Source organism: Methylomonas sp. MS20, assembly GCF_050275925.1.
Taxonomy (GTDB): domain Bacteria; phylum Pseudomonadota; class Gammaproteobacteria; order Methylococcales; family Methylomonadaceae; genus Methylomonas; species Methylomonas koyamae_A.
The window spans coordinates 4,574,170-4,596,137 of the sequence record NZ_CP189962.1; the positions used below are offsets into that span (position 1 = coordinate 4,574,170).

19 protein-coding genes and 1 pseudogene are annotated in these 21,968 nt (G+C 56.7%); 12 read left to right on the forward strand and 8 right to left on the reverse strand.

Annotated features, from left to right (window positions below; genetic code table 11):
• The first annotated feature begins 78 nt into the window (after positions 1-78).
• Positions 79-1,677 (forward strand): SagB/ThcOx family dehydrogenase, encoded by a 1,599-nt coding sequence (locus ACQE3D_RS20600; RefSeq protein ID WP_313730659.1) that lies wholly within the window; start codon positions 79-81, stop codon positions 1,675-1,677.
• Positions 1,678-2,111: 434 nt separating this feature from the next.
• On the opposite strand, the gene ACQE3D_RS20605 is transcribed toward ACQE3D_RS20600, so the two are convergent.
• Positions 2,112-3,383 (reverse strand): sensor histidine kinase, encoded by a 1,272-nt coding sequence (locus ACQE3D_RS20605; protein ID WP_313730658.1) that lies wholly within the window; start codon positions 3,381-3,383, stop codon positions 2,112-2,114.
• Positions 3,349-3,993 carry a response regulator transcription factor gene (locus ACQE3D_RS20610; RefSeq protein ID WP_313730657.1) on the reverse strand — a complete coding sequence of 215 codons (645 nt, stop codon included), beginning with the start codon at positions 3,991-3,993 and terminating at the stop codon, positions 3,349-3,351. Before ACQE3D_RS20610 ends, ACQE3D_RS20605 begins: the two co-directional genes overlap by 35 nt.
• A 286-nt stretch (positions 3,994-4,279) precedes the next feature.
• Here ACQE3D_RS20610 and ACQE3D_RS20615 point away from each other — a divergent pair, with 286 nt between their 5' ends.
• Entirely contained in the window at positions 4,280-5,218 is a 939-nt protein-coding gene (locus ACQE3D_RS20615) for a hypothetical protein (RefSeq protein ID WP_313730656.1), read from the forward strand.
• A gap of 157 nt (positions 5,219-5,375) precedes the next feature.
• Positions 5,376-6,209: a hypothetical protein gene (locus ACQE3D_RS20620; RefSeq protein ID WP_313730655.1), complete on the forward strand. Its 834-nt coding sequence runs from the start codon at positions 5,376-5,378 to the stop codon at positions 6,207-6,209.
• Between the two features lie 194 nt (positions 6,210-6,403).
• Here the strand turns inward: ACQE3D_RS20620 and ACQE3D_RS20625 are convergent, their stop codons facing one another.
• From ACQE3D_RS20625 to ACQE3D_RS20635, 3 genes are all read right to left on the reverse strand, one after another.
• Positions 6,404-6,811, reverse strand: a complete 408-nt coding sequence (locus ACQE3D_RS20625; RefSeq protein WP_313730654.1) for a hypothetical protein — start codon at positions 6,809-6,811, stop codon at positions 6,404-6,406.
• Between the two features lie 366 nt (positions 6,812-7,177).
• Positions 7,178-8,995 (reverse strand): ATP-binding response regulator, encoded by a 1,818-nt coding sequence (locus ACQE3D_RS20630; RefSeq protein WP_313730653.1) that lies wholly within the window; start codon positions 8,993-8,995, stop codon positions 7,178-7,180.
• Positions 8,995-9,648, reverse strand: a complete 654-nt coding sequence (locus ACQE3D_RS20635; RefSeq protein WP_071156053.1) for a LuxR C-terminal-related transcriptional regulator — start codon at positions 9,646-9,648, stop codon at positions 8,995-8,997. The genes ACQE3D_RS20630 and ACQE3D_RS20635 overlap by 1 nt, the downstream gene beginning before the upstream one ends.
• Before the next feature lie 453 nt (positions 9,649-10,101).
• Here ACQE3D_RS20635 and ACQE3D_RS20640 point away from each other — a divergent pair, with 453 nt between their 5' ends.
• Together ACQE3D_RS20640 and ACQE3D_RS20645 are read left to right on the forward strand one after the other, a co-directional pair.
• A complete protein-coding gene (locus ACQE3D_RS20640; RefSeq protein ID WP_313730652.1) occupies positions 10,102-10,515 on the forward strand; it encodes a hypothetical protein in 414 nt (137 codons plus the stop codon).
• A 272-nt stretch (positions 10,516-10,787) separates the two neighbouring features.
• Positions 10,788-11,330 carry a hypothetical protein gene (locus tag ACQE3D_RS20645; protein WP_313730651.1) on the forward strand — a complete coding sequence of 181 codons (543 nt, stop codon included), beginning with the start codon at positions 10,788-10,790 and terminating at the stop codon, positions 11,328-11,330.
• Between the two features lie 32 nt (positions 11,331-11,362).
• Here the strand turns inward: ACQE3D_RS20645 and ACQE3D_RS20650 are convergent, their stop codons facing one another.
• Together ACQE3D_RS20650 and ACQE3D_RS20655 are read right to left on the reverse strand one after the other, a co-directional pair.
• The gene (locus ACQE3D_RS20650; protein ID WP_313730650.1) at positions 11,363-11,998 is read right to left on the reverse strand and encodes a DUF998 domain-containing protein; all 636 of its coding nucleotides are present in this window, start codon (positions 11,996-11,998) and stop codon (positions 11,363-11,365) included.
• A gap of 287 nt (positions 11,999-12,285) precedes the next feature.
• On the reverse strand, positions 12,286-12,678 hold the full coding sequence (locus ACQE3D_RS20655) for a hypothetical protein (protein WP_313730649.1): 393 nt from the start codon (positions 12,676-12,678) through the stop codon (positions 12,286-12,288).
• A gap of 350 nt (positions 12,679-13,028) precedes the next feature.
• Between ACQE3D_RS20655 and ACQE3D_RS20660 the strand changes: the two genes are divergently transcribed.
• The 5 genes from ACQE3D_RS20660 to ACQE3D_RS20680 all read left to right on the forward strand — a co-directional run bounded on the left by ACQE3D_RS20660 (position 13,029) and on the right by ACQE3D_RS20680 (position 18,720).
• Entirely contained in the window at positions 13,029-13,739 is a 711-nt protein-coding gene (locus ACQE3D_RS20660) for a DUF1566 domain-containing protein (RefSeq protein WP_313730648.1), read from the forward strand.
• A 60-nt stretch (positions 13,740-13,799) separates the two neighbouring features.
• On the forward strand, positions 13,800-14,378 hold the full coding sequence (locus ACQE3D_RS20665) for a hypothetical protein (protein WP_313730646.1): 579 nt from the start codon (positions 13,800-13,802) through the stop codon (positions 14,376-14,378).
• Positions 14,379-14,503: 125 nt separating this feature from the next.
• Complete coding sequence (locus ACQE3D_RS20670; RefSeq protein WP_313730645.1) at positions 14,504-14,932, forward strand: hypothetical protein; 429 nt, start codon at positions 14,504-14,506, stop codon at positions 14,930-14,932.
• Positions 14,933-15,453: 521 nt separating this feature from the next.
• Positions 15,454-18,102 carry a dockerin type I domain-containing protein gene (locus ACQE3D_RS20675; RefSeq protein WP_313730643.1) on the forward strand — a complete coding sequence of 883 codons (2,649 nt, stop codon included), beginning with the start codon at positions 15,454-15,456 and terminating at the stop codon, positions 18,100-18,102.
• Between the two features lie 42 nt (positions 18,103-18,144).
• Complete coding sequence (locus ACQE3D_RS20680) at positions 18,145-18,720, forward strand: VPLPA-CTERM sorting domain-containing protein (protein ID WP_071156068.1); 576 nt, start codon at positions 18,145-18,147, stop codon at positions 18,718-18,720.
• Between the two features lie 110 nt (positions 18,721-18,830).
• On the opposite strand, the pseudogene ACQE3D_RS20685 reads toward ACQE3D_RS20680, so the two are convergent.
• Positions 18,831-19,169: pseudogene (locus ACQE3D_RS20685) on the reverse strand (DUF1016 N-terminal domain-containing protein); the annotation flags it as partial.
• A gap of 48 nt (positions 19,170-19,217) precedes the next feature.
• Here ACQE3D_RS20685 and ACQE3D_RS20690 point away from each other — a divergent pair.
• Positions 19,218-19,385, forward strand: a complete 168-nt coding sequence (locus tag ACQE3D_RS20690; RefSeq protein WP_313730641.1) for a hypothetical protein — start codon at positions 19,218-19,220, stop codon at positions 19,383-19,385.
• 191 nt (positions 19,386-19,576) lie between these two features.
• Positions 19,577-21,922: an EcoAI/FtnUII family type I restriction enzme subunit R gene (gene hsdR / locus ACQE3D_RS20695; RefSeq protein WP_313730640.1), complete on the forward strand. Its 2,346-nt coding sequence runs from the start codon at positions 19,577-19,579 to the stop codon at positions 21,920-21,922.
• Positions 21,923-21,968 lie beyond the last annotated feature (46 nt).

The following is a 21,968-nucleotide window of genomic DNA, read 5'->3' on the forward strand; positions in this document are numbered from 1 at the left end:
TTCCGACACCGGATTGGCGATTCCGCGCCGCATGACTTTCATCGCCACTCGTTAACCGAACCGAGCCCTTACCGCCCCATGCCCAACGCCACCGCCGTCATTGCGTACCACAACCGCACCAAACACCAACTCAACGCCTACGCCAAAGGCCCGGAGTCGCTGGACTGGGACGACCAGCCCAGCCCGTTTCGGCGTTTTGCCGATTGCGATATCGTCAAACTACCGTTACCCGGCGCTGAGTTGGCGTGCCGCTTTGCTGAGTTGGACCGCCCCGAAGCCATAGCCCCTCGGCCCGTCTCACTGGAAAATGTCGGACTATTGATGGAACTGGCCTTCGGCTTATCGGCCTGGAAACAATTCGGTCCGGACCGCTGGTCGTTGCGTTGCAATCCGTCCAGCGGCAACCTGCACCCGACCGAAGCCTATCTGGTCAGCACCGACCACAAGCTGCTTAGCCCCGGCGTCTACCACTACGTCAGCCACGACCACGCGCTGGAACGGCGGGCGGCGTTTAGCGCGGACGGTTGCGAGCCGGCGCTGTACCTGGGCTTGTCGTCCATCCATTGGCGGGAAGCCTGGAAATACGGCGAACGCGCCTTCCGCTACTGCCAGCACGACATCGGCCATGCGCTAGCGGCGCTGAGCTACGCGGCCGCCGGGCTGGGCTGGCGCGTGGAATTGCTGAGCGAGGCCGGCGACGCCGACATCGCCGCTTGGCTGGGCCTGGATCGGGCCGACGACTTCGTCGCCAACGAGCGCGAAGCGGCCGACCTGTTTTGTCGCATTCACACCGACGCGCCAAGCACGGCCGATTTCGATCCGGCCGCTTTGTCGGGTTGCCTGCAAACGGCGGAATGGTTCGGCAAAACCGGTCGGCTGAGCGGCCGGCATTTTTACCGCTGGCCGGTGGTCGACGAAGTCGCCGAACACGCGTTGAAACCGCCGACGCCGCCCGAGCGGCAAACTTGGCCGGCCGCCGACCTGCCCGCGCCCAGCCGTGACGATTCGGCCAGCCGGCTGATTCGGGGCCGCCGCAGCGCCCAACACTTTAACGGCAAATCGGCGCCGCTGCCGCTCGCCGATTTTTACCGCATCCTCGCCGCACTGCTGCCCGGCGCCAAACCGCCGTTCACGGCCTGGAACTGGCCGGCGCAAGTGCAATTGTTCTTCTTCGTACATCGGGTGGACGGCCTGGAACCCGGACTGTACTGTCTGCCGCGCGCCGGCGAACTCGACGCGCTGAAACAAGTCTGCTCCGCCGACTACGTTTGGCAGCGCGTCGAAGCGCCGTTCGAGTTTTACTTGCTGACCGCCGGCAACGTCCGCCAAGCCGCGAAAACCCTATCCTGCCACCAACCGATTGCCAGCGACAGCGCCTTCAGCCTGGGGATGTTGGCCCGCTTCGCCGCCAACGTCAACACCGAAGCCTGGCGCTACCGGCGGCTGTTTTGGGAATGCGGCCTGCTCGGCCAGATTTTATATCTGGAAGCCGAAGCCGCCGGCGTGCGCGGCACCGGCATCGGCTGCTTCTTCGACGACGCCGTGCACGGCGTCTTGGGCTTGCAAAACGACGTTTGGCAAAGCCTCTACCACTTCACCGTCGGCGAACCGCTGGACGACAACCGCCTGCAAACCTTTCCGGCGTATGCGCATTTGAGTGATCCGGGGGCGCCTTAGAACCAAAACCTAACGATTGGCGCGGTTCGCCTACCGGATTGAGCGCCGGCAAAATCGCGGCGTCGTTTGATGGAACCGTCCCAATCGAACACCGACAAAGTCGCGGCAATTACACCGTAATTGCCCACGTTTGGCTTAACGCTATTTAAAGTCCACCCAACCACAAACCCTTTTGCGGTAGGACAAATCGTGACGAACCTTTATCGCCGAGGCACGCGGGTCAACCCACTATTCTGGCGGCGGAGGGCGACGCGCATAGCACACCCAATATCCTGCAATTTCCGGGAATCGAGGCCGCACCATTCGGGCGACACACTACGCCGACGACAGAACCCGCGACGCTGCCCAGCCACAGGTAATATCCTTGGAATGTCTGCGGCTCGGCCTGACGCAACCAGTTCGGTAGGCTGAATTTACCTTGACTGATCTTACCCCTAGTATCTCAAAACAGGTAGCAACAGCGTGAGACATGTCCCGCGTCCGAGCGCGCTATCGATCTTAAATTCACCCCCTAAATATTCCGCACGCCGATTCTGGTTGCGTAATCCACGCCCCAATGGGACGGTATTTAAATCGAATCCACAGCCATTGTCTTCAATATGAATTTCGACATGATCTTCCGAAGCGCGGGTGGCCAATCGAACGTGATCGGCGCGAGCATGCTTAAGCACATTGGCTAACGCTTCTTGCACCAACCGCAGTACATGCAGCGCATCGGGCGGTTCCAGCCAGGGCAGTTCCGGTAAATCATGGATGTCCCAGTCCAACGTGAGGCCGGCATCTGTCAGGCGCGGCCCCAAGCGATAACGGACCGTCGCTAGCAAAGTAACCAGATCATGCTCCATCGGCTCCAGTGAATCGATCACCAAGCGCAGGTCATCCACACAGCCACGCAAGGCTTCAATGACGGATGATTGCGGCAGATTGTCACGTTCAATAGCGCAGAGGGTAGCCAGTAACGTCGAGCCTAAGCCATCGTGCATGTCATACATCAAACGTTGCCGCTCCAACAACAAGGCGTTTTCACGCTCGACAGCCACCAATTGCTTCTGTTGTTGGGTCAATGCTTCGTTAAGATCCCTGGCAAGATGGCGCTCGGTCATGGTGGTGTGGATAGCCGCTTGCACCCGCAAACCATATAAAAGAACCAAGCTTATTACGACCAGGAAATAGCTGGAATAGATCAACTCGCTGCGGAAGGCTAGCGCCGAGGTGTTTAGCAACATAACCGGAAGCACTGCGCAAATCAGCATCTTTCGTGTGCAGGGCGAATTGACCACACAAAACACCAGCATCAAATTGAAAAGACTGACGTAAGCAAATACCGTCGGTATTGGAGGAGACAACAGCCAAGGCAGCGAACCCCAGACTACGCCGCTAACCGTGATCGAAAACAACAGCCACGGCATATAGCGAGGAATCGCCTTAACTAAGGATTCCTCGGTTTCCATCTTCCAAGACACAAACGATTGCGCTAAATAGTTGCCAAAGGCCGCCACACACCAAACCAATTTTAGATGCGGTGGCCAATACTCGCCCCAGACATACAGCACGGCCATGGTCAGCAGCGATACCGCCAGTAAAGACATGCGCCAGTGCGCCAAAAATAAGGCGACTGCATCGACACGGGTTCGTTCTCTAAGGCTTTCCTCTAAACCGACCGCATTCGATTCAATCACGCAACAGCCCCAACTTGCGGGCTTCATAAATCGCTTCGCTCTTGCTGTGGACCTGTAATTTCAGATAGATGCGTTTGACGTAAGTGCCGACTGTGTTGCCGGACAACTGCATCAAGCCGGCAATCTCTTCGTAGCTATAGCCCTTGCTGCTCATTTCCAATACTGTGCGCTCCTGAGCCGACAAGCGCTGCGCCTCCAAGGATTCACCATTGTTGTTCTGAAAGCGTTTGATCAACAACTGGCGGGCTATCGCCGGACTAATCGGGCTGCCGCCCTGATACAAGGCCCGAATCTGTTCGACAATATCCAAGCTACTCGCACCTTTCAGCAAATAGCCCGTGGCACCGGCCTCGATACATTGCAGCACATGGCGTTCATCGCCAAACACGGTGATCACCATCACATCGCAGCGTGGCAAAAACTGCCGGGCCCAGCGGATCAATTCGATGCCGCTACCGCTGGGCAGGCCAATATCAACCAACAGCACGTCGGGTTTAGTCTGCTCCAGCAGGCGACGTCCCTCCGACAAATCGTCGGCAACGCCCGCCAAACGCAAATCGGCGGCACTAGCAATGGCATCAGCAAACGTCGCGCGGAATTGCGGGTCGTCTTCGACGATAAGAACAGAATGACTCATGGTTTGAGTCTATCACCCAACAGCATCCCAGGTGATCGTTTCCCAGGTAAAACATTACGATTTGTCCCGTCTTCACGGGACAGGACTGGCTAGACAAAGAGGCTTGTAAGCAGAAGAATGTGTTCGTGTTCACAACGCAAAGGTTTTTCGTTGTGTGTATTGCAGAGAACCTCGTGATCTCGCGCCGGTAAGGCGAAAATCAGCGGGTCTTAAATTACCCATAAACCCCAGTTCGCCGATTGCGTTCAGCTGGGATATTTTTGTAAAAAACGCCCAAGGGGGCAATATGCAAAGCAAAGCCATACTCTTCAATTCAATGCTGCTCGCCGCGCTGAGCTGCTCCGCTATATCCGCGGCTCATGCCGGTTATGCTGCAATAGGTTTTGAGGCTTCAGCTGAAAATTATATCTATGAAGGTCCCACTCACACCTATATCACTAACAGTGTTCAGACGCCTGGCAATTGGGGCGATGTAGCCAATGGTTACTATGATACCGGTGACGTGGTGGGTGAAAGAGGCAACCACGCGGGGGTCAGTGGCTCCATCTACACGAATGTCGTGCCGACAATATCGCTGCAAGGCTATGCGGTTTCGGCTGCTAACGGACCTCATCATTGGGACTATGAGGAAAGATTAACCGCTAGCTTCTCGGGCTCAGGCACAATCGAGTATCTTGTCAACGTCACTGGTCCAGGTGGCTATGTTCCTTTTTTTGTCTCAGGTACGACATACGGCCATAAGACCAGTGGTGTTGGCTTTGGCGGAGAGATTAAGAGTTATCTCGACTTGCAAGATGTTAAGGCAAATGGGGTTTTCGATTCACAGGCCGATGCGGCGACTTCTACTTATACCCACTATCACGCATCAACCGGAGATTATAACTACCATGCCAATTTCGGGAATGAGTTTGGCAAAAACAATGACGATAGCTTCTCGACTTCGTTTGTTTACGAGATTTATGTCCAGGCGAATACGACTTTCAAGTCGTTGATGACGGCCAGCGTCCAAGGGTTTGCCGGAGAAGGTGAGGGTCAAGCGTCGGTTTATATGGATCCCTACTTCTACATCGACCCGGTCTGGCTGCAAGCCCATCCTGGGTACAGCTTGCAAACTGAAGCGGGATTCGGCAATTCAGCCGCATTACCCGTACCCGGTGCAATCTGGCTGTTCGGTTCCGGCTTGCTTGGGTTAATCAGTTTGAAGCGTCGGCAAAACATCAGTTGAAGTTGTTCTTTTCAGCGCTGAAGGTTATCCGTCTGACCATACTTGCCAGGCTGATAATCACAGTTCAGCTTTTTAAATTCCCATTTTGTTGCATTCGCCTTCGGCAATTGCCGCATTGCCTTCTATATCGCTGAGCCTTTTAAGAGACATATCGACCATGAAATTATCCCTAATTCTAGCGACGCTTGCGCTTACCACCGCAACGGCGGGCAGCTATGCCAGTTCCGTAACAGTAACGGCGAACTTTACCCAATTCACGATGGGCGGCTTCGCCAGTGCAGCCGCGACCTTCAACAATCAACTGTCGGTCAATGGCACACCGATTGATGTTTGCGGAGGCGATCCCACGTGTGCGAGTGCTATTAATAACCCCTCGAGCATAACCGTCGCCCTATCGGGAAATTCAGTCAGCTTCGGATACGACCCAAACCGGTTTCCGACAGCGCGCATGAATGAGTTTTCCTTCAGCGGTAGCCCGATGGAGGTGGCTGGCCTTGGTCCTGAAAACTCCTTCAAACTGGGCAGCATAACTTACACCAATGGCATGTTCTATTCATTGGCATTTCTAGACTTTACCCTGACCACCCATTCCAATGACGCTGCCTTGGACAATCACATGTTCAATGGTCGTATCCGCCTAGATACCAATCAATCTCTTACTTTTCCCGCCGATCCAATGGTGGAGGCCGATTACTTTACCGTGGGTCAACCAGGGGGAGGTACGTTTACCACCATGGGTAGCGTACGGGTATACGATTACGGCTACTGCCCCGACGGTATCGGGCCAAATTGCAATACGGGTTCCGTTGACTTAATCGGACACATCAATTCGCTTGACCTGGACAAGTTTGCCAATCCGGCCGGCGGCGCTTTTTTAAATGCCAGTACCACCTCGACGCTGACACCGGTGCCGATACCGCCGGCCGGAATACTCCTTGGCTCCAGCTTATTTGGCCTGTCGAGAATCAGAAAAAGCCGTACTCGGATTTAGTCCTGATTTCATAAACGACGGATTCTTTGGAATCGGAAGCCCCCCAGCTGAAGCGAATACGACTACCACTCGAAGAACTTTCACTCTTCGACGCAGACACGCTTTCATGATCGTTAGGCGATTGATTACGCCTCCCATTGCCGGCCCCGCATGTCGGCCGCCGTCGTAATTTCAATAGTGTAAAGCCCGCACCATCAAACCCGCTCGTCCAACCCACCCGGCAACGGCATGCCGTCGATGCGCTTCAGTTTGGTCAGTACCGATTCCAGAAAATCGGTATTGGTGCCTCGGCTTTTGTCGAAGGCGATGGCGCCTTCGATTTGGCCGAGATAATCGATCTTGACGTCAGCCTGGGCTTGGGGATCGGCGTTTGCGAACAGGTTGCCGTGCATCATCGGCGCGATGTCCAGCAAGCCGTCCACGCCGGCCTTGATCAGCGAGTTGATTTCGTTCAGCGACACGTTGCGTAGATCGACCGTACGCGTTGCGTTCGCAGCGACCGGCGTTGCGCCCGCTTCGCGGCTGGTTACGTTGGCCGGCCGGCTGTTGCCGGCTTGGGCGGTATAGGCGGCAAGGGTTTGCCCGATCGTGGCAATGTTCATAGTGAGCTCCGGTTAATGGACTTGCGGATCGTCCGGTCTGACGCGAATGTTGGCCGGACGGCAGCCGGCGCTTGGAAATCCGTCAGCCAATTGCATGCCACTTTCCCGGAGCAAGCTGCCCAACAACGGCAATTCCGCGCGGCACCAAGCCGCGAACCGGGAATAGCGGAGATCATGCCGTCAGCGCCAGCCCGGCAATATCCGTCGCCGTCGTCATCGCACTTCACCTTTGGGTTTATCCCCCTCACCCTGCCCTCTCCCGCGAGGAGGGTTCTGTTTCGACTTTTACGACGGCCTCCACCGGGGCTTTTACGACACGCTCCGTGGGCGAGGGAGCGGACGCGCCGAAATTTGAAATGCGAAAGGCTATTCGGCGTCTACCGCATCGGCCGCCGGCAGCCAGCGGCTCAACAAGGCGTACAGCGCCTCGGGATCGACCGGTTTATGCAACACGACATAACCTTCCAGGTCGGCTTGATGCAGCGCCGGGGAGTCGAATTCGCCGCTGATCATCGCCCCGACAGCGGCTGGGCAACGTTCCAGCAAGGCTTGCAGCAGTTCGAAACCGCTTTCGCCGGAGCGCAAGCGCTGGTCGCAAAAAATCACCCGCGGTTCGAAGCCGCCGGCCAGCGCGGCGAAGGCCTCGCCGCCGGACCCGACGCAGACGGTTTCCACGCCCCACGCCGCCAACATGGCTTGCCAGGCGCCGCGTACTTGCGGCTCGTCGTCCAACACCAGGCAGCGTCCGTTCAAGGCCCCGCCCCGCCCGGCCGGCGAAAAATCGCGGTCGCGGGTCGCCGCGCGCCGTTCGACGATGTCGGCGCTCGGCAATTGCAACCAAAACCGCGAGCCCTTGCCTTCCCGCGAACTCAAGCCTTGACTGGCCCCCATCAGATCGGCGCACCTTGCTACCACCGCCAACCCCAGGCCGTGGCCGGCGTTGTCGATGCGCCAAGCGTGCTCGGGCCGGAAGAACGGCGAAAAGATGCGTTGGCGGTCGTCCTCGGCAATGCCCACGCCGGTATCCCACACTTCCACTCGCCAGCCGCCGCCGCGTCGGCGCGCCGCCAGCAACACGCCGCCGTGTTGGGTGTAGCGCAGCGCGTTCTGCATCAGATTAATCATGGATTGGCGTAACAAAGTCGAGTCGGCCCGCACCAGCGCGTTACCGGCACCGACGCGCACCCGCAATTGGATGTCGCGGGCATGGGCTTCCTCGCGAAACAAGGTGGCAACGTCGTTCATCATCGGTTCCAGCGCCACGGTTTGCAGATTGACGGGCTGGGCGCCCAGTTCGATGCGCGACAGGTCCAGTAGCGAATTGAACATCTGCGTCACCGATTGCACGCTCTGCTTGAGGTCTTGCAAGGCCGGACTGAGCAGCAAATCCCGGTTGCGACGAGAGATGGATTCGATCAAGAACCCCATCGCATGTACCGGCTGGCGCAGATCGTGGCTGGCGGTGGTCAAAAACTGGTTTTTGGCCCGTAGCGCTTCCTCGGCCTGCTCCATGGCCAGACGGTAACTTTCCGCGAGTCTGGCGCTATCTTCCTCCAGTTTGATCTGTTGCAAGAAAAAGCCGTGGGCAATCGACGAATGGCGGTGTATCGACAATACGTAGCTGAGGCATAAGGGTAGCGTCAACGGCCAGTGCTCGGGAAAGGTCCACGGCGTCAGCAGCGTACAAACGCCCCAACTGGCGGCGAAGAAGCGTTTGAAGGCGCTGAATACCGGCGATTGATGGGTAGCGTTGGCCGCCATCACCGCCGCCAAGCTCATGTACAGCGTCAACGCGAATTCGAACGGCACCCGGCCGGCGACGACCAACACCAATGCGGTCAACCCGAAGCCGTGCAGCAGCGCCGTCCTCAGGACTACCGGCAACCATTCGGCCACCGCGAGCGCCGGATCGAGTTGCGCGCGATCGCGCAGATATTGGCGATGCAGCCGCCGAACCGCGACCACGGCAATCGAGTAGGATGCGGTCCACATCAACAAACCCCAGGGGTTCCGGTCCAGTTGGTATTTCCAGTAAGCGAAGGGCAAACCGACGAAAGGAATAATGGTAATGCTGTAGACCAAGCGGTTTAAGGTCATATCCAACAAGCGCGCCTGACCGTCGGAACTGATGTCTGCAAAACGTAAAGGGTCGGCGGCAGTTGAATCAGAGAGTGCCGACTTCATTACGAACCTTCCAGTTTTCTGCCGCGCAGCATGGTAATCACCTCGATCCGATTGCGAGCACCCAGCCGTTCCAGAATACCGGTGACGTGCTCTTTGACGGTTTGTTCGGACAAGGACAGGTTCAAGGCGATGCGTTTGTTGGGCAAGCCCTTCAACATCATCGCCAGTACCTGGCCTTGACGGGCGGTCAGACCCAGCTCGGCGGCGGTGACCGGCAGCTCCTTGAGCGGCTGATTGATACCGGTCGCGGCAAATGGACCGGTGTGAAACCAAGTGTCGCCCCGCAGCAACGCGGCCACGGCGCGGCCGAAAATATCCGGCGCTTCCTGCTTGTGCAGAAAACCGTCGGCACCGGCTTCGCGCACCTTGCCCGACACGGCCGAATTGTCGTCCGCGCTGATGGCCAGCAAACGCGTCGCTGGGCATTGCCGTTTCATTTGCACGAGTAAGGGTAGCGACGCACCTTCCGGCAGCCAAAAATCCACCACGGCCAACGACGGCGGCTGGGCGGTATCGAGAACTTCCCAAAACTCGGCGATGCTGGACACCGGCCGCGCCTGACCAAAGCCGCAATGCGATAGCAAAAAATCGGCGATGCCGCTCGCCAACAGCGGGTGGTCGTCGATAACCAACGCGCTTGCCGAATTTGTCACATTCAATTCTCCCCAATGGTCGACAGTCTCGTTCGGCATTCTCCGCCGAACAAGGCTGTCGCTAAAACATGCAAAATGATTACATCTTAACAATAGCCGGCGTGTCCCAACACCCTACTCCGGTAGGGTTCCGCCGCCACGCCGCGCTTCCGATAATGTCGCCCACTCATGTAGTCGATAGCCTGGTTTTCGGGTATCCGCATCCGTTCAAGACGGCTGTTTGGCGGAAGTTTTTTGACCTTGCTGTTTTATAAAACAATTAATTAGAGCAGCTAATACCGAAGGTACGACAAGTTACGAATTTTATAAGACATTCGATGCCGTATGCATCACTAAGGCCTATCGATTAAAAGGAGGCGCGGTGAAACCTTGCTTTCTATCGTTATCGGTTGTTGTTTTAACGATTAGTTGGATCTGCTTTAGGTTTTCACGCCAATGACAAGGCTAATTCTCATGAAAAATGTTATGACAACAATTGCCGCGTCCATGCTCTGTTCATGTGGTTTTATGACGCCGGCCAAGCAATATGCGGGCGACAGTCTGGGACCAGACGAGATTGCGGTAATCCAAAGTGTTGTGGGCTCCCCGTTTGCCGATGCTTATCATACGACCATAATCGGCTATTCGAAGATTGAACCCAACGGCTCCGGCGAACGGAAGGAATTTGGCTGGCCGGGTTTTACGGACTACCCCAGCGAAATTCATCTCCTGCCTGGAGAGTATGAAATTCAAGTCTATTGCTTTAAAGGGTTTTCGAGTCGTAGACCCAAGAAAACGCTGGCCGTACAAGCAGGTCGAATCTACCGGCTCAAATGCGATGTCCGAAACGATCAGGCGCTCATCACCGTGAGCTTACGAGCCAACTAGCCCGCTAGGGTAGTCGGTGTTTACGCAACATTTAACGCGATCTACGATTCTTGCTCAGTCGAAACCCATTTTCCGAGACCAACGCGCTGTTCCGCTTGACGTTACAAGACCGACGATAGCCGGCTCCGATGGTTGAAACAGCGCGGCGCAGGTTTGCCACATGCCTGATCGTGTCTCTGTTGGTACATCTTGGGCTAGCGTCGGCGTTGACCGATATATTTCGACCGAGGAAACCGGCGGACCGGTTGCCGGATCGCTTGGCAGTGCTATCAGTGGAATTCAAAATCCTACATTTAGCGGAAAATGGCAGGGACAATCAGTCGCCGCCAAGCTTGCCTGCTAAGATGGCGGGAGGCAGATCAAGGGCTCAACCCAAGCCTGCGCCGATTTTGACGGCCTCGCCACGGCAAGCGATTAACGTTGCACCGCGGACCGATAAGTCAGCGAATCCCGCACATCCGGAGCCTCCCAAACTCGACCTATCCAAGGTACTGAACGATATGCGCCAAGTCGCCCGTGAGTCGGTGAAGCATGACGGAGAACAGAAATTCGATCGCCGCAAATTGACAGTTAACCCGGAAAATCTTCACGCTCCGGATAGCGGGCCTAAGGACGTAATAGAGACTTTTACGCTTCCCAATGGTTACCAGCGCCGATGCGCCGTCACGGCGGACGGCAAAAAGCAATGTATGAGTAAAGAAGCGGATGACGACGGCATTTGGAACGCTAAGAGTTATGTACCGGACTCGCTGCCGTCCGACGGCAAATCCGTCGAGTTTGCTCGACGTCTACAGCAGGCTGTCGGAAAACATTAGCGCTGTCGCTCGGCTTGATGAAAACTGATGACTTAGGGTCGCGTCGTAATTTCGATTCGGCCGATGTAGGCTTCGGCCAATTGCACGGCGCTCGCTAACGCGAGCCAGCCGAACAACACGCCTTCGGCAACGCGTTGAATCAGTCCCCTGTAGACCGCCAGACAGGGGATGGCAAGCAACACCAGAACCGTCAGTACCAGTGCGCCGGAAATCTTCAAAGGGATTGCGATGCGGGAGCCCGGAATGCGCCCAAACAGCAGCAAGCCAAATCCGCCTCCCAGATATTCAAGCGCACCGAACAGGTTATGAATTTGCTGGCGCCAGGAGCCGATCAGCGGCGAGCCGGGATCGCACGGGAATAACGCACAAAATACATAAGCCGCTCCCACCCAGGAAAATGCCAGCAAACCCCGGCGCAGACCGGAGTGATTCTTGAGCGTTCGGTACTGGCAGGCCAGTGCTAGCCATTGCATCAAGCCCACCGGCAGGAAAAGTTCGTAATTGATTTGGTCCGCCAATGGCGTTCCGAACGCAGCCAACTCGCTGATGGTCTGGCGCACTGCGTCGTAGTTGGGTAGCGTTTGGGCATAGTGCCAGTTTCCCCAAGCCAACAGGCCCGAGGATGCCAGTCCCAGCCATCCGGCATGGCTACTAAGTGGCAGTTTCATTTGTGTGGGCTACCCCTGTCGGCAGATCGGATGGGCAATAGCCGGCTTAGCAGAGCATACGAAGCCACCGGGTCCAACCGTTTGTGCAACACCAGATAACCCTGCTGCTCCGCTTGGGCCAGGGTCGGCGAATCGAACTCGCCGATCATGGCCACCGATGGCGCCCCGCCCAACCCAAACCGTGGCCGGCATTGTCTATCCGCCAGGCCGGTTCGGGGCGGAAGAATGGCGAATAGAAGCGTTGCCGGTCGTCTTCTGCGGCGCCGACTCCGCTGTCGGGCATTACTTCAGCATTTGCCGGCTGCTCGTAGTAATGCATTACAGTTTGCATTGTTGGTTTTTCCGATGTCGCTCGATCCCCGAGTAAAATCCGTACACATGGCGTCCGCCCCGCTTGCCATCCCCCACGTCGCGAATTTACCGAGCCCCGACGGCTCCAAAATTTCGCATTTAAAGGTGGCCCCATCGTTCGTTTTAACGATGTACTGCATACCGTTATAACCAGTGGGCGCTTCCGTTGCCTGTGAATTAGTGATCGTGAAGTTGCCAATTTCACGGCCGATCGCCATTGATATTTTGCTCTCGGCTTTGTTGCCTCCTTGGGCAGGAGCGTTATTTGCCGTGGTTGCGCAGCCGGAAAGTACCGACAACAGCGTTACCGTCAGAAGTTTTTCTACCATTTTTGCTCTCCAACGCTCCGAGTTACAAAAAACGCAAGGCATCGGAGCGTGAAGATATGCCTAACGTCGAGTTGCGGTATCAAGCCGTCAAACTAAGCATGCGGTGGGTTATTGCCACATGAGTCGATTGCCGGCACTGGCTGATTTTCTGCAGTTGGCGGGACTCATTCAGACCGGTTAAAAACATGCAAAATAATTACATCTTAACAAACCGCCTGGTTGGCATGACACCCTACTCCGGTAGGGTTCCCAGCCTGTATCTGTCTTCCGATAATGTGCCCAGCCTTAGAGCCGTTAGTCCCGTTACCGAGTATCGGCATCTATTCGAGAACAACCTTTTGGAGAAAACGATGAAACGTATAATTTTACGCACCGCGTTGTCGGCGCTCGGCACGCTGGCTGTCGGCAGCGCGCAAGCCCAGTTGTTCGACCGGGGCGGCGGCCTGATCTACGACAGCGAGCAAAACGTCACTTGGCTGGCGGACGCCAACTACGCCAAAACCAGCGGCTACGACGCCGAAGGCAAAATGAGCTGGCAAAACGCCGTGGCCTGGGTAGACGGCTTGACCTTCTTCGACGACGTACGCGGTGCGAGTTACGACGATTGGCGCCTGCCGACCTTCAACGACCTGGGCGTGCCCGGTTGCGACTATGGATACAGCGGTAGCGATTGCGGATTCAACGTCTCCACGGCCAGCTCGGAACTCGCGCATCTGTTCTACGGCGATTTCGCTAACAAAGGCGCCCTCGATTCGCATGGCGGACCGCAGTCCGGCTACGGCCTCGTCGACGATCCGGCCACGGCCGACGACGAAAGCCTGTTCAGCCATCTGCAATCCTTTGGCTATTGGCTAGGCACCAGTTACGGCGGCGACGCCAGTAAAGCCTGGTATCTGAGCACCGCGACCGGCATGCAAAATTACATCAGCAAAGGCACCAATTATTACGTCTGGGCGGTGCGCGACGGCGACGTCGCCGCGCCGGTGCCATTGCCGGGCGCGGTCTGGCTGTTCGGTAGTGCGCTGATCGGCTTGATATACGCGAAACGTCGCGGCGTATAACTTGATTTTTAATCCGGCGGGCAGCTTTTGCAGGCCGCTTGTTACTTTCGAGGAGATCTTATGAAATTGAAACAAATGGCTGGGGTTTGGGCTATGGCCTTATTAAGCGCATCGCAGGCTTATGCCTCGCAAACCGTGCTCACCTTTGAAAACTTGAACGATTGGGATTTGGTTGACGGTTACGGCGGCATTTCCGGATGGCAAGCCGGCGGAAGCTTGCGAGATTATTCCATTTACCCGTCCCATCAACCGGACATGGGGGATCGTTATTTTGCGGTTTCTTACGGCGGTGCGGAGCTGAGTTTCGACTCGGCGCCGGTGGTATTCGAGGGAGTGCATTATAATTTTGTCGGCTTCGACAGTCATGTCAGCTACGACCTGTATTTCCAAAACCAACTGGTTTATAGCGCACCGCTGGTTCCGGAAAATCAGCCGCCGGAAGTTTATTGGTTGGCATCTGGCTACGCTGGGCGAATCGATAAAATCTATTTTCACGGGACGTCGGACGGCGTCGTCGTCGACAACCTGACCTACTCGACCACGGCCCCGGTACCGCTACCCGGCGCGGCTTGGCTTTTCGCAAGCGCCTTAGCCGGCATCGCGATCCGCCAGCCGCGCCGGCAAACGAGGTGGAAATAAAATGCGTGCGGTCAAACCCGCGGCCTAGGCAATCATTCCACCGGTCCCGCGCGATAAAGCCGTGCGCCGCCGGTTAGCTCTGAGTTAGACTCCGCATCTATCTCTGATTGCCGCGGCCGCCGCTGATGAAACTCCTTAAACTTCTACTCGCGATAACCGTCGGCGCCGGTGCCTATAATCACTGGCTGCGGCACCGGCAAGATAGTCCCCCTGGGAGTTCCGAAACGCTCGCAAACGTATCCAGCGCGTTTGTGGAGTTACCCGCGATCAACGGTCAGAGTCCGTCCTCGGTTATTGTGGTCGCGGCCGAACACTGCCCGCATGCGGATGCGCGGCGCGCCGATCGACTCGCGGAGGAATTGTCTCGAAATGGCGTGCCGGTGGTCCGAACTCACTCGGTAGACTTTGATATACCCAACGGCGGACAGGCCGATCTGGACAAAATCGACCAAGTGATGACCGGCCCGCTCCCAGTCGTCTTTGTCCACGGCCGAGCGAAGGCAAACCCAACGCTAGACGAGATACTTTCAGAATTCAGAAGCTCGGAACAGTGACTGCCTCGGCATTAGAAAGATTCGACATCAAGCCAGCCGTCAACTATTTCTTGCGGCCAAATAATCAAGGTGAAATTCTCGCTTAATCGCGATCGGTGACCGCGTGTTCAATGGGCATGTCTGCCTGTTCAGCGGAGAAGCTTGGCTGTTTACATGGCGATGCCGAGTGTTGGTATAAGAACGCCGCGCATGCAAACGGCAACGTTGCCTATCTCTATTAGACCGCACCCGGTCTAATGCTAACGCTCGACTGTTAAAACGACAACACTGCCTGTTCCAACAGCCCCCACCGCGACTTATTGCAGCGATGGCGAAAAAGTTCCCTAATAAGCCCAAAATTTATGTGGTTTTAATCATAAATTAATTTTAAGTTAATTATTAAATGCTAATGTTCGCCCGGGAACTTTTCCGGTTCCGCCGTTCGTCACGACTCGCGTTGCGATCTTAGAATCCAAGCCAGAAGACAGGAAGCCTCGCGCGAGTACTCATCACCGATTATTGAAGGTAATAGGTTGAACACCATGAGAAAAACCGGTTTTCTGATTCTGCTGACCAGCCTATTGGGCTTGGTCAGCCACCAAGGCCAGGCCGCCAACGCGGTTTTGTTGGGCTGGAATAATCTGGGCATGCACTGCATGGATTCGCGCTACGCCGAATTCGCGATCCTGCCGCCTTACAACACCATCGAAGCGCAATTGATCGTCGGCGGCAAATTGATGAAGGCCAGCACGATCCCCAATGCCGCCGATTACACGCTGAGTTATCAGGCCATCGTCGATCCGGTCAGCGGCGTGATGAACAGCACCTCCAGCGGCAAGAGCGATTGGGAAACCTACGCGCCCACGCTGTTTCCGGTTTTGAAAACGTTCAATCCGGCCTACACCGCCGACATGGGCTTGGCCGGCTGCAACATGCCGGGGATCGATAGCCCTTACGTGCTGAACACCGCGCAGCCGATGAGCTTTCAACCGGCCAACTCGCCGGAAAATACCTACCAGGCCGAAGGCGTGCCGATCACGCCCACCGACGATCAGGGCAACAAAAACACCTATCCGTTGATGCGTTTGGTCGCCAGGGATTCCAACAATGCCGTGGTCGCCCAAACCGACATCGTGTTGCCGGTCTCCGACGAAATGAGCTGCAAAACCTGCCACGCCGCCAATACTAACGACAAGGCCAAACCAGCCGGCGGTTGGATCAGCGATGCCAACCTGGAGCGCGAATACCGCCTGAACATACTCAAACTGCACGACGACACCGAATTCGCCGAGCATGCCGCCTTGTACAACGAAGCGCTTGCTGCCAAAGGCCTAGACCCGGCCGGCTTGTACGCCGCCGCGACCACCGACCAAGACCCGGCGACGCCGGGCGTGCAGGTCAAGCCCATGTTGTGCGCGGCTTGCCATTCCTCCGAAGCACTGGGTGCGCCTAGTTTTAGCGGCGCCAACGGCACCGTGCCGGCGCTGACCCAATCGGTACACAGTACCCATGCCACCGTCACCGCGCCAGGCAGTTCGCTGACCTTGGATAGCTCCGACAATCGCGCGGCCTGCTACGACTGCCACCCCGGTTCCAAAACCCGCTGCTTGCGCGGCGCGATGGGTAGCGCTGTCGCGGCCGACGGCAGCATGGAAATGCAATGTCAAAGCTGCCACGGCAACATGAGCAAGGTCGGCGACAGCCATCGCACCGGCTGGCTCGAAGAGCCCACTTGCCAAAGCTGCCATACCGGCACCGCCACCAACAACAACGGCAAAATCCGTTACAGCTCGGTGTTCAACAATCCGCTGACCTACGACAGCCAACGGGTCGCGGTCAATCAAACCTTCGCCACAAACGCCGACACGCCGGCCGCCGGATTGTCGTTGTACCGTTTTTCCAAAGGCCACGGCGGTCTGCAATGCTCGGCTTGCCACGGCTCGACCCACGCCGAATTCCCGTCGTCGCACCAAAACGACAATATCCGCAACGAGCAACTGCAAGGCCATGCCGGCGTAACGGTGGAATGCAAAACCTGCCACACCGCCGGCGTTCCGAACACCACTAACGGCGGCCCGCACGGTCTGCACCCGATCGACCAATCCTGGGTGGGCCGGCACGGCGACGCGGTCGAGCGCTCCGGTACCGCCGGCTGTAAAGGCTGCCACGGCAGCGACCTGCACGGCACCGAGTTGTCGCGAGTCCAGGGCGACCGCTCGTTCAACGTCGAAGATTTAGGCACAGTCAAATTCTATCGGGGCGGCACGGTCGGCTGTTATTCCTGCCACCGAGGTCCGAACAGCGAAAGCATGAACACGGCGGCCTATCCGATCACCGCCGACGTTTCGGCCAGCACCGCCGCCGGCACACCGGTCAATTTGACCTTGCCGGTCACCGGCACCGGCGTGACGATGCGCATCCTGAAGCAGCCGCAACACGGCACGGTCGGCTTGAACAATGCGGTCGCCACCTACTTCCCGGAAGAAGGCTTCAGCGGCACCGATAGCTTCTTGTTCGCCGGCTACGACGGCGCCAAAAACACCGTGACCAGCACCGGCAACAAGGGCGCGGTTCCGGCCACGGCGACCATTACCGTCAATGCCGCGTGTTCTTATAGCCTGCAACCCGGCAGCCAAGCCGCCGCCAACAGCGCCGGCAGCTTCAGCGCCACGCTGGCCACCGGCGCGAATTGCGCCTGGCAATTGCAAAGCGACGCGGCTTGGCTAAGCGTGACGTCACCGACCAGCGGCAGCGGTCCGGCGACGATTCAATACAACGTCGCGGTCAATCCGGCGCTCAACACCCGTATCGGCAACCTGACGGTATTGGGCGGCAGCAATCAAAACGCCGCCCAGTTAGCGGTTACTCAAGCGGCCGGCACCGATGGCGATGGCGACGGCGTAGTCGATGCGGTGGACAATTGCACCGCGCTCGCCAACGCCACGCAATTGGACAGCAACGGCGATCACTTCGGCAACCTCTGCGATGCCGATTTGAACAACGATTGCAAAACCAACTCGCTGGACTTGGGCTTGTTCAAAAGCGTTTACGGTAACGCCGCCGGCAATGCCGACCTGAAGGCCGCGGCCGACATGAACGGCGACGGCAACGTTAACTCGCTGGACCTGGGCTTGTTCAAACGCATCTACGGCAAAGCGCCAGGGCCTTCCGCGCAAGCGACTTGCCCGTAAGCGCGCCAGGCTAACAATCAACTTTAATTGGGAGTTAAATCCATGAAAATAAAAACCTTGCCCGCCGCATTCACCCTGCTGGGCGCGCTCTGTTTCGGCGAAGGCCAGGCCGCGTTAGCCAACCACGTGTTCTTCGATCCAAGCAGCCTGGATGTCAATCTGGGGGATACCTTCAGCTTGGTGTTGAAAGGCGAAGCCTTTAGCGGCGGGCTAGACGGCGGCTCGGTGGATCTGAGCTTCGACAGTGCCATCCTGCAAGCCGATTCGGTGGTGGTGAATGCCACGTTGTGGAGCTTCATCAATCAACCCGGCACGATCGACAACAGCGCCGGGAAGATCGAGTTTACCGATTTCAGCCAATTCGGCGCCAATTTGAGCAGCGGCTCGTTCGACATCGCCACTTTCACCTTTGTGGCGGTCGGTAGCGGCTCGAGCGCGATTAATCTGTCGGTGAACAATCAAGACCCCTTCGGCTCGGCCGGCAATGTCATCACCCCGGATTTCAGCAACGCGCTGATTAACGTCAGCGGAATTTCCAACGTACCGCTGCCCGCTTCGGCATGGTTGATGTTCAGCGCGATGGCGGGCTTTGTGACGCTCAAGCGCCAACGAAAATAAGCGAACGCGCCCCCCAATAAAGCCGGCGGACCGCGCTTTCCGGCCAAAGCATCCCGAACCGCGCGAAGCGATTTCGGGATGCGATGGAGCCGAGTTTTAAAATGTTTGAATCATCTGTGCATGCCCTTCGCGGGGGTAGTCGCCCACGGATATTCGATAGCCCGCTCGGCGTAGCGCTTACGGTTTTCAATGTCCTTCAATTTGCTGAGTATCACCAAGTTGTGGCCCCATGGCAATTGTCCAACAAGCTGTTGGACAATTTCGGCGTCGGGCCAGGCATCCACGAAAGCGCGCATGTACATCAAATTGGCGCGCGAAAAGCCTTTCATATCCGGAAACGAGGTGCGCAAATCGTGCGATAGCCGTTCGATTACCTTGGCTCCCCAACCTTGTTGCGCTTGCCGCTCCAATATGTCTCGACCGATTTGCCAATACAGCAAGACTAATTCGCGATTGACGGATAATGAACAAGGCGGTGACTGGCCGCCGGAGCATAAATGTCGCTTACCGAACTACCCAGCGCCTGTCGCCATTTGCTTGGCCGGTGGCCGTTGATAAAACCCATCGAGGCAACGATATGGTTAGCTGACGCCGTGCAACGCGTGGTGCAAGCCAGCACCGTGATGGCGGGATATGCCATTGTCGCCGATGCACCGAATCCATAGGCTGCCCCGCTTTATCGGCCATTCGATTTTACCCCTTTCCCCGGTCAGCCATTAAATCGATTCTTGTCGTTCGTTCCGTGACGACCTCCATCCAATTGTTGTCACACCGAATTTTCTAACATTGATGTTATTCTTTCCCTTCTGCCGGCTATTTACTGACGCGTGTCTCCGCTTAGACAGGATTCTCAATTATGGACATTAAGGAAAAGAAAGCCCTAAGCGAAACCGACATCTGCGACCTTTTCATCACCCCCGCCCTTCGTGACGCCGGCTGGGATGCGATGCGACAAATCCGCCGCGAAGTCACCTTAACCCCCGGCCCCATCGTCGTTCGCGGCAATGTTTCCTCCCGCAATAAGAAAAAGAAGAAATTCGCCGACTATGTGCTCTATTGGGAACCCGGCGTGCCGGTTGCCGTCGTCGAAGCCAAAGACAACAACCACACCGTCAGCCACGGCCTGCAACAAGCGTTGGGTTATTCGGAAATTCTGCAAGTCCCCAGCGCCTTTAGTTCCAACGGCGATGCCTTTGCCGCACATAATAAAGTGCCCGCACCCAACGAAGACATCGAAACCGAATTCGCGCTTGATGCGTTTTTGCCACCGGACCAACTCTGGCAACGCTATAAAAAGTATCGCGGCATTGCCGACCAGTCCGAAAGTTTGGTCGTTCAGCCCTACTACGAAGACAGCAACAGCAAACAAACGCGCTACTACCAAGTAGAAGCCATCAACCGCACCATCGAGGCCGTCGCCAATCAACAAAAGCGCGTGTTGCTGGTGATGGCCACCGGCACCGGTAAAACCTACACCACCTTTCAAATCATCTGGCGGTTATGGAAGGCCAAACAGGTTAAGCGCGTGTTGTTCCTGGCCGACCGCAACATTCTGGTCGATCAAACCCTGGTCAACGACTTCAAACCGTTCGGCTCGGTGATGACCAAAATCAAAAACCGCAAGCTCGATCCGTCCTACGAAATTTACCTTGGCCTGTACCAAGCCATCACCGGCACGGCGGAAGAAGACAAAATCTTCAAAAACGTCTCGCCCGATTTTTTCGACATGATCGTCATCGACGAATGCCATCGCGGCAGCGCAGCCGATGACTCGGCATGGCGGGAAATTCTGGATTATTTCAAAGATGCCATTCAACTGGGTTTGACCGCCACGCCCAAAGAAACCAAATACGTGTCCAGCACCGATTATTTCGGCAAACCGGTGTACACCTATAGCCTCAAACAAGGCATCGAAGACGGCTTTCTCGCACCCTACAAAGTGGTACGCATCGACATCGACAAAGATGTCGACGGCTGGACGCCGCCGCCCGGCATGACCGACGACCTCGGCAACAGCATCGAAAACCGCACCTATACCCGCGCCGACATGGACCGCATCTTGGTGCTCAACCAACGCACCAAGCTGGTCGCCAAACGGGTGATGAAATACCTGCTGGCGACCGATCCTTACGCCAAAACCATCATCTTCTGCGAAGACATCGACCACGCCGAACGCATGCGCGTCGCCATCGTCAACGCCGCCGGTCGATTGGCGATTGAGAACCCCAAATACGTGATGCGCATAACTGGCGACAGCGTAGAAGGCAAAGCCGAGCTGGACAACTTCATCGACCCGGAAAGTACCTTCCCGGTCATCGCCACCACCTCGGAACTGCTCACCACCGGTGTCGATGCCAAAACCTGCAAGCTGATCGTGCTGGATAAAACCATCAGCTCGATGACCATCTTCAAACAAATCATCGGCCGTGGCACCCGTATCGACGAAGAATTCGGCAAGTATTTCTTCACCATCATGGATTTCAAAAAAGCCACCGCCTTATTCCGTGACCCGGATTTCGACGGCGAACCGGTAGTGATCTACGAACCCAAAGAAGACGACGATCCCGTGCCGCCCGACCCGGAGCCTGAAAACGAACCCAGAGGCGAAGAAATCGAAGAACCCACCGGCGCCTACAAAATCCGCGTCAGCGGCGTAGATGTCAAAATCCTTGCCGAGCGCGTCGAATATCTCGGCCCGGACGGCACGCTGATGACCGAATCCTACCGAGACTTCAGCCGCAAACAGATTCAATCCGAATTCGCCTCGTTGGACGAGTTTCTGCAACGCTGGCACGGCGCCAAGAAAAAACAGGCCATCATCGAGTTGCTGGAAGAGCACGGCATTGTGCTGGACAACCTGGCCGCCGAAGTCGGCAAAGATGTCGGCGATTTCGACCTGATCGCCCATATCGCCTACGACCAGCCGCCGCTGACCCGAAAGGAACGCGCCAACAACGTCAAAAAGCGCAATTACTTCACCAAATACGGCGACCAAGCCCGCGCCGTGCTGAACGCCTTGCTGGACAAATACGCCGACGAAGGCATCGCCAGCCTGGAAAACGCCAAAATCCTCAAACTCAAACCGTTCAGCGACATCGGTACCCCGGTGGAAATTATCAATCAGGTTTTTGGCGGCAAAGACCGCTACGAAACCGCGATACAAGAACTGGAGCATGAGCTGTTCAGCAACCAGTCTCGCTAGCTTTTCCCCCCTGCTGGATGCCTACAGGGATGTAGGTAGTAGAGCA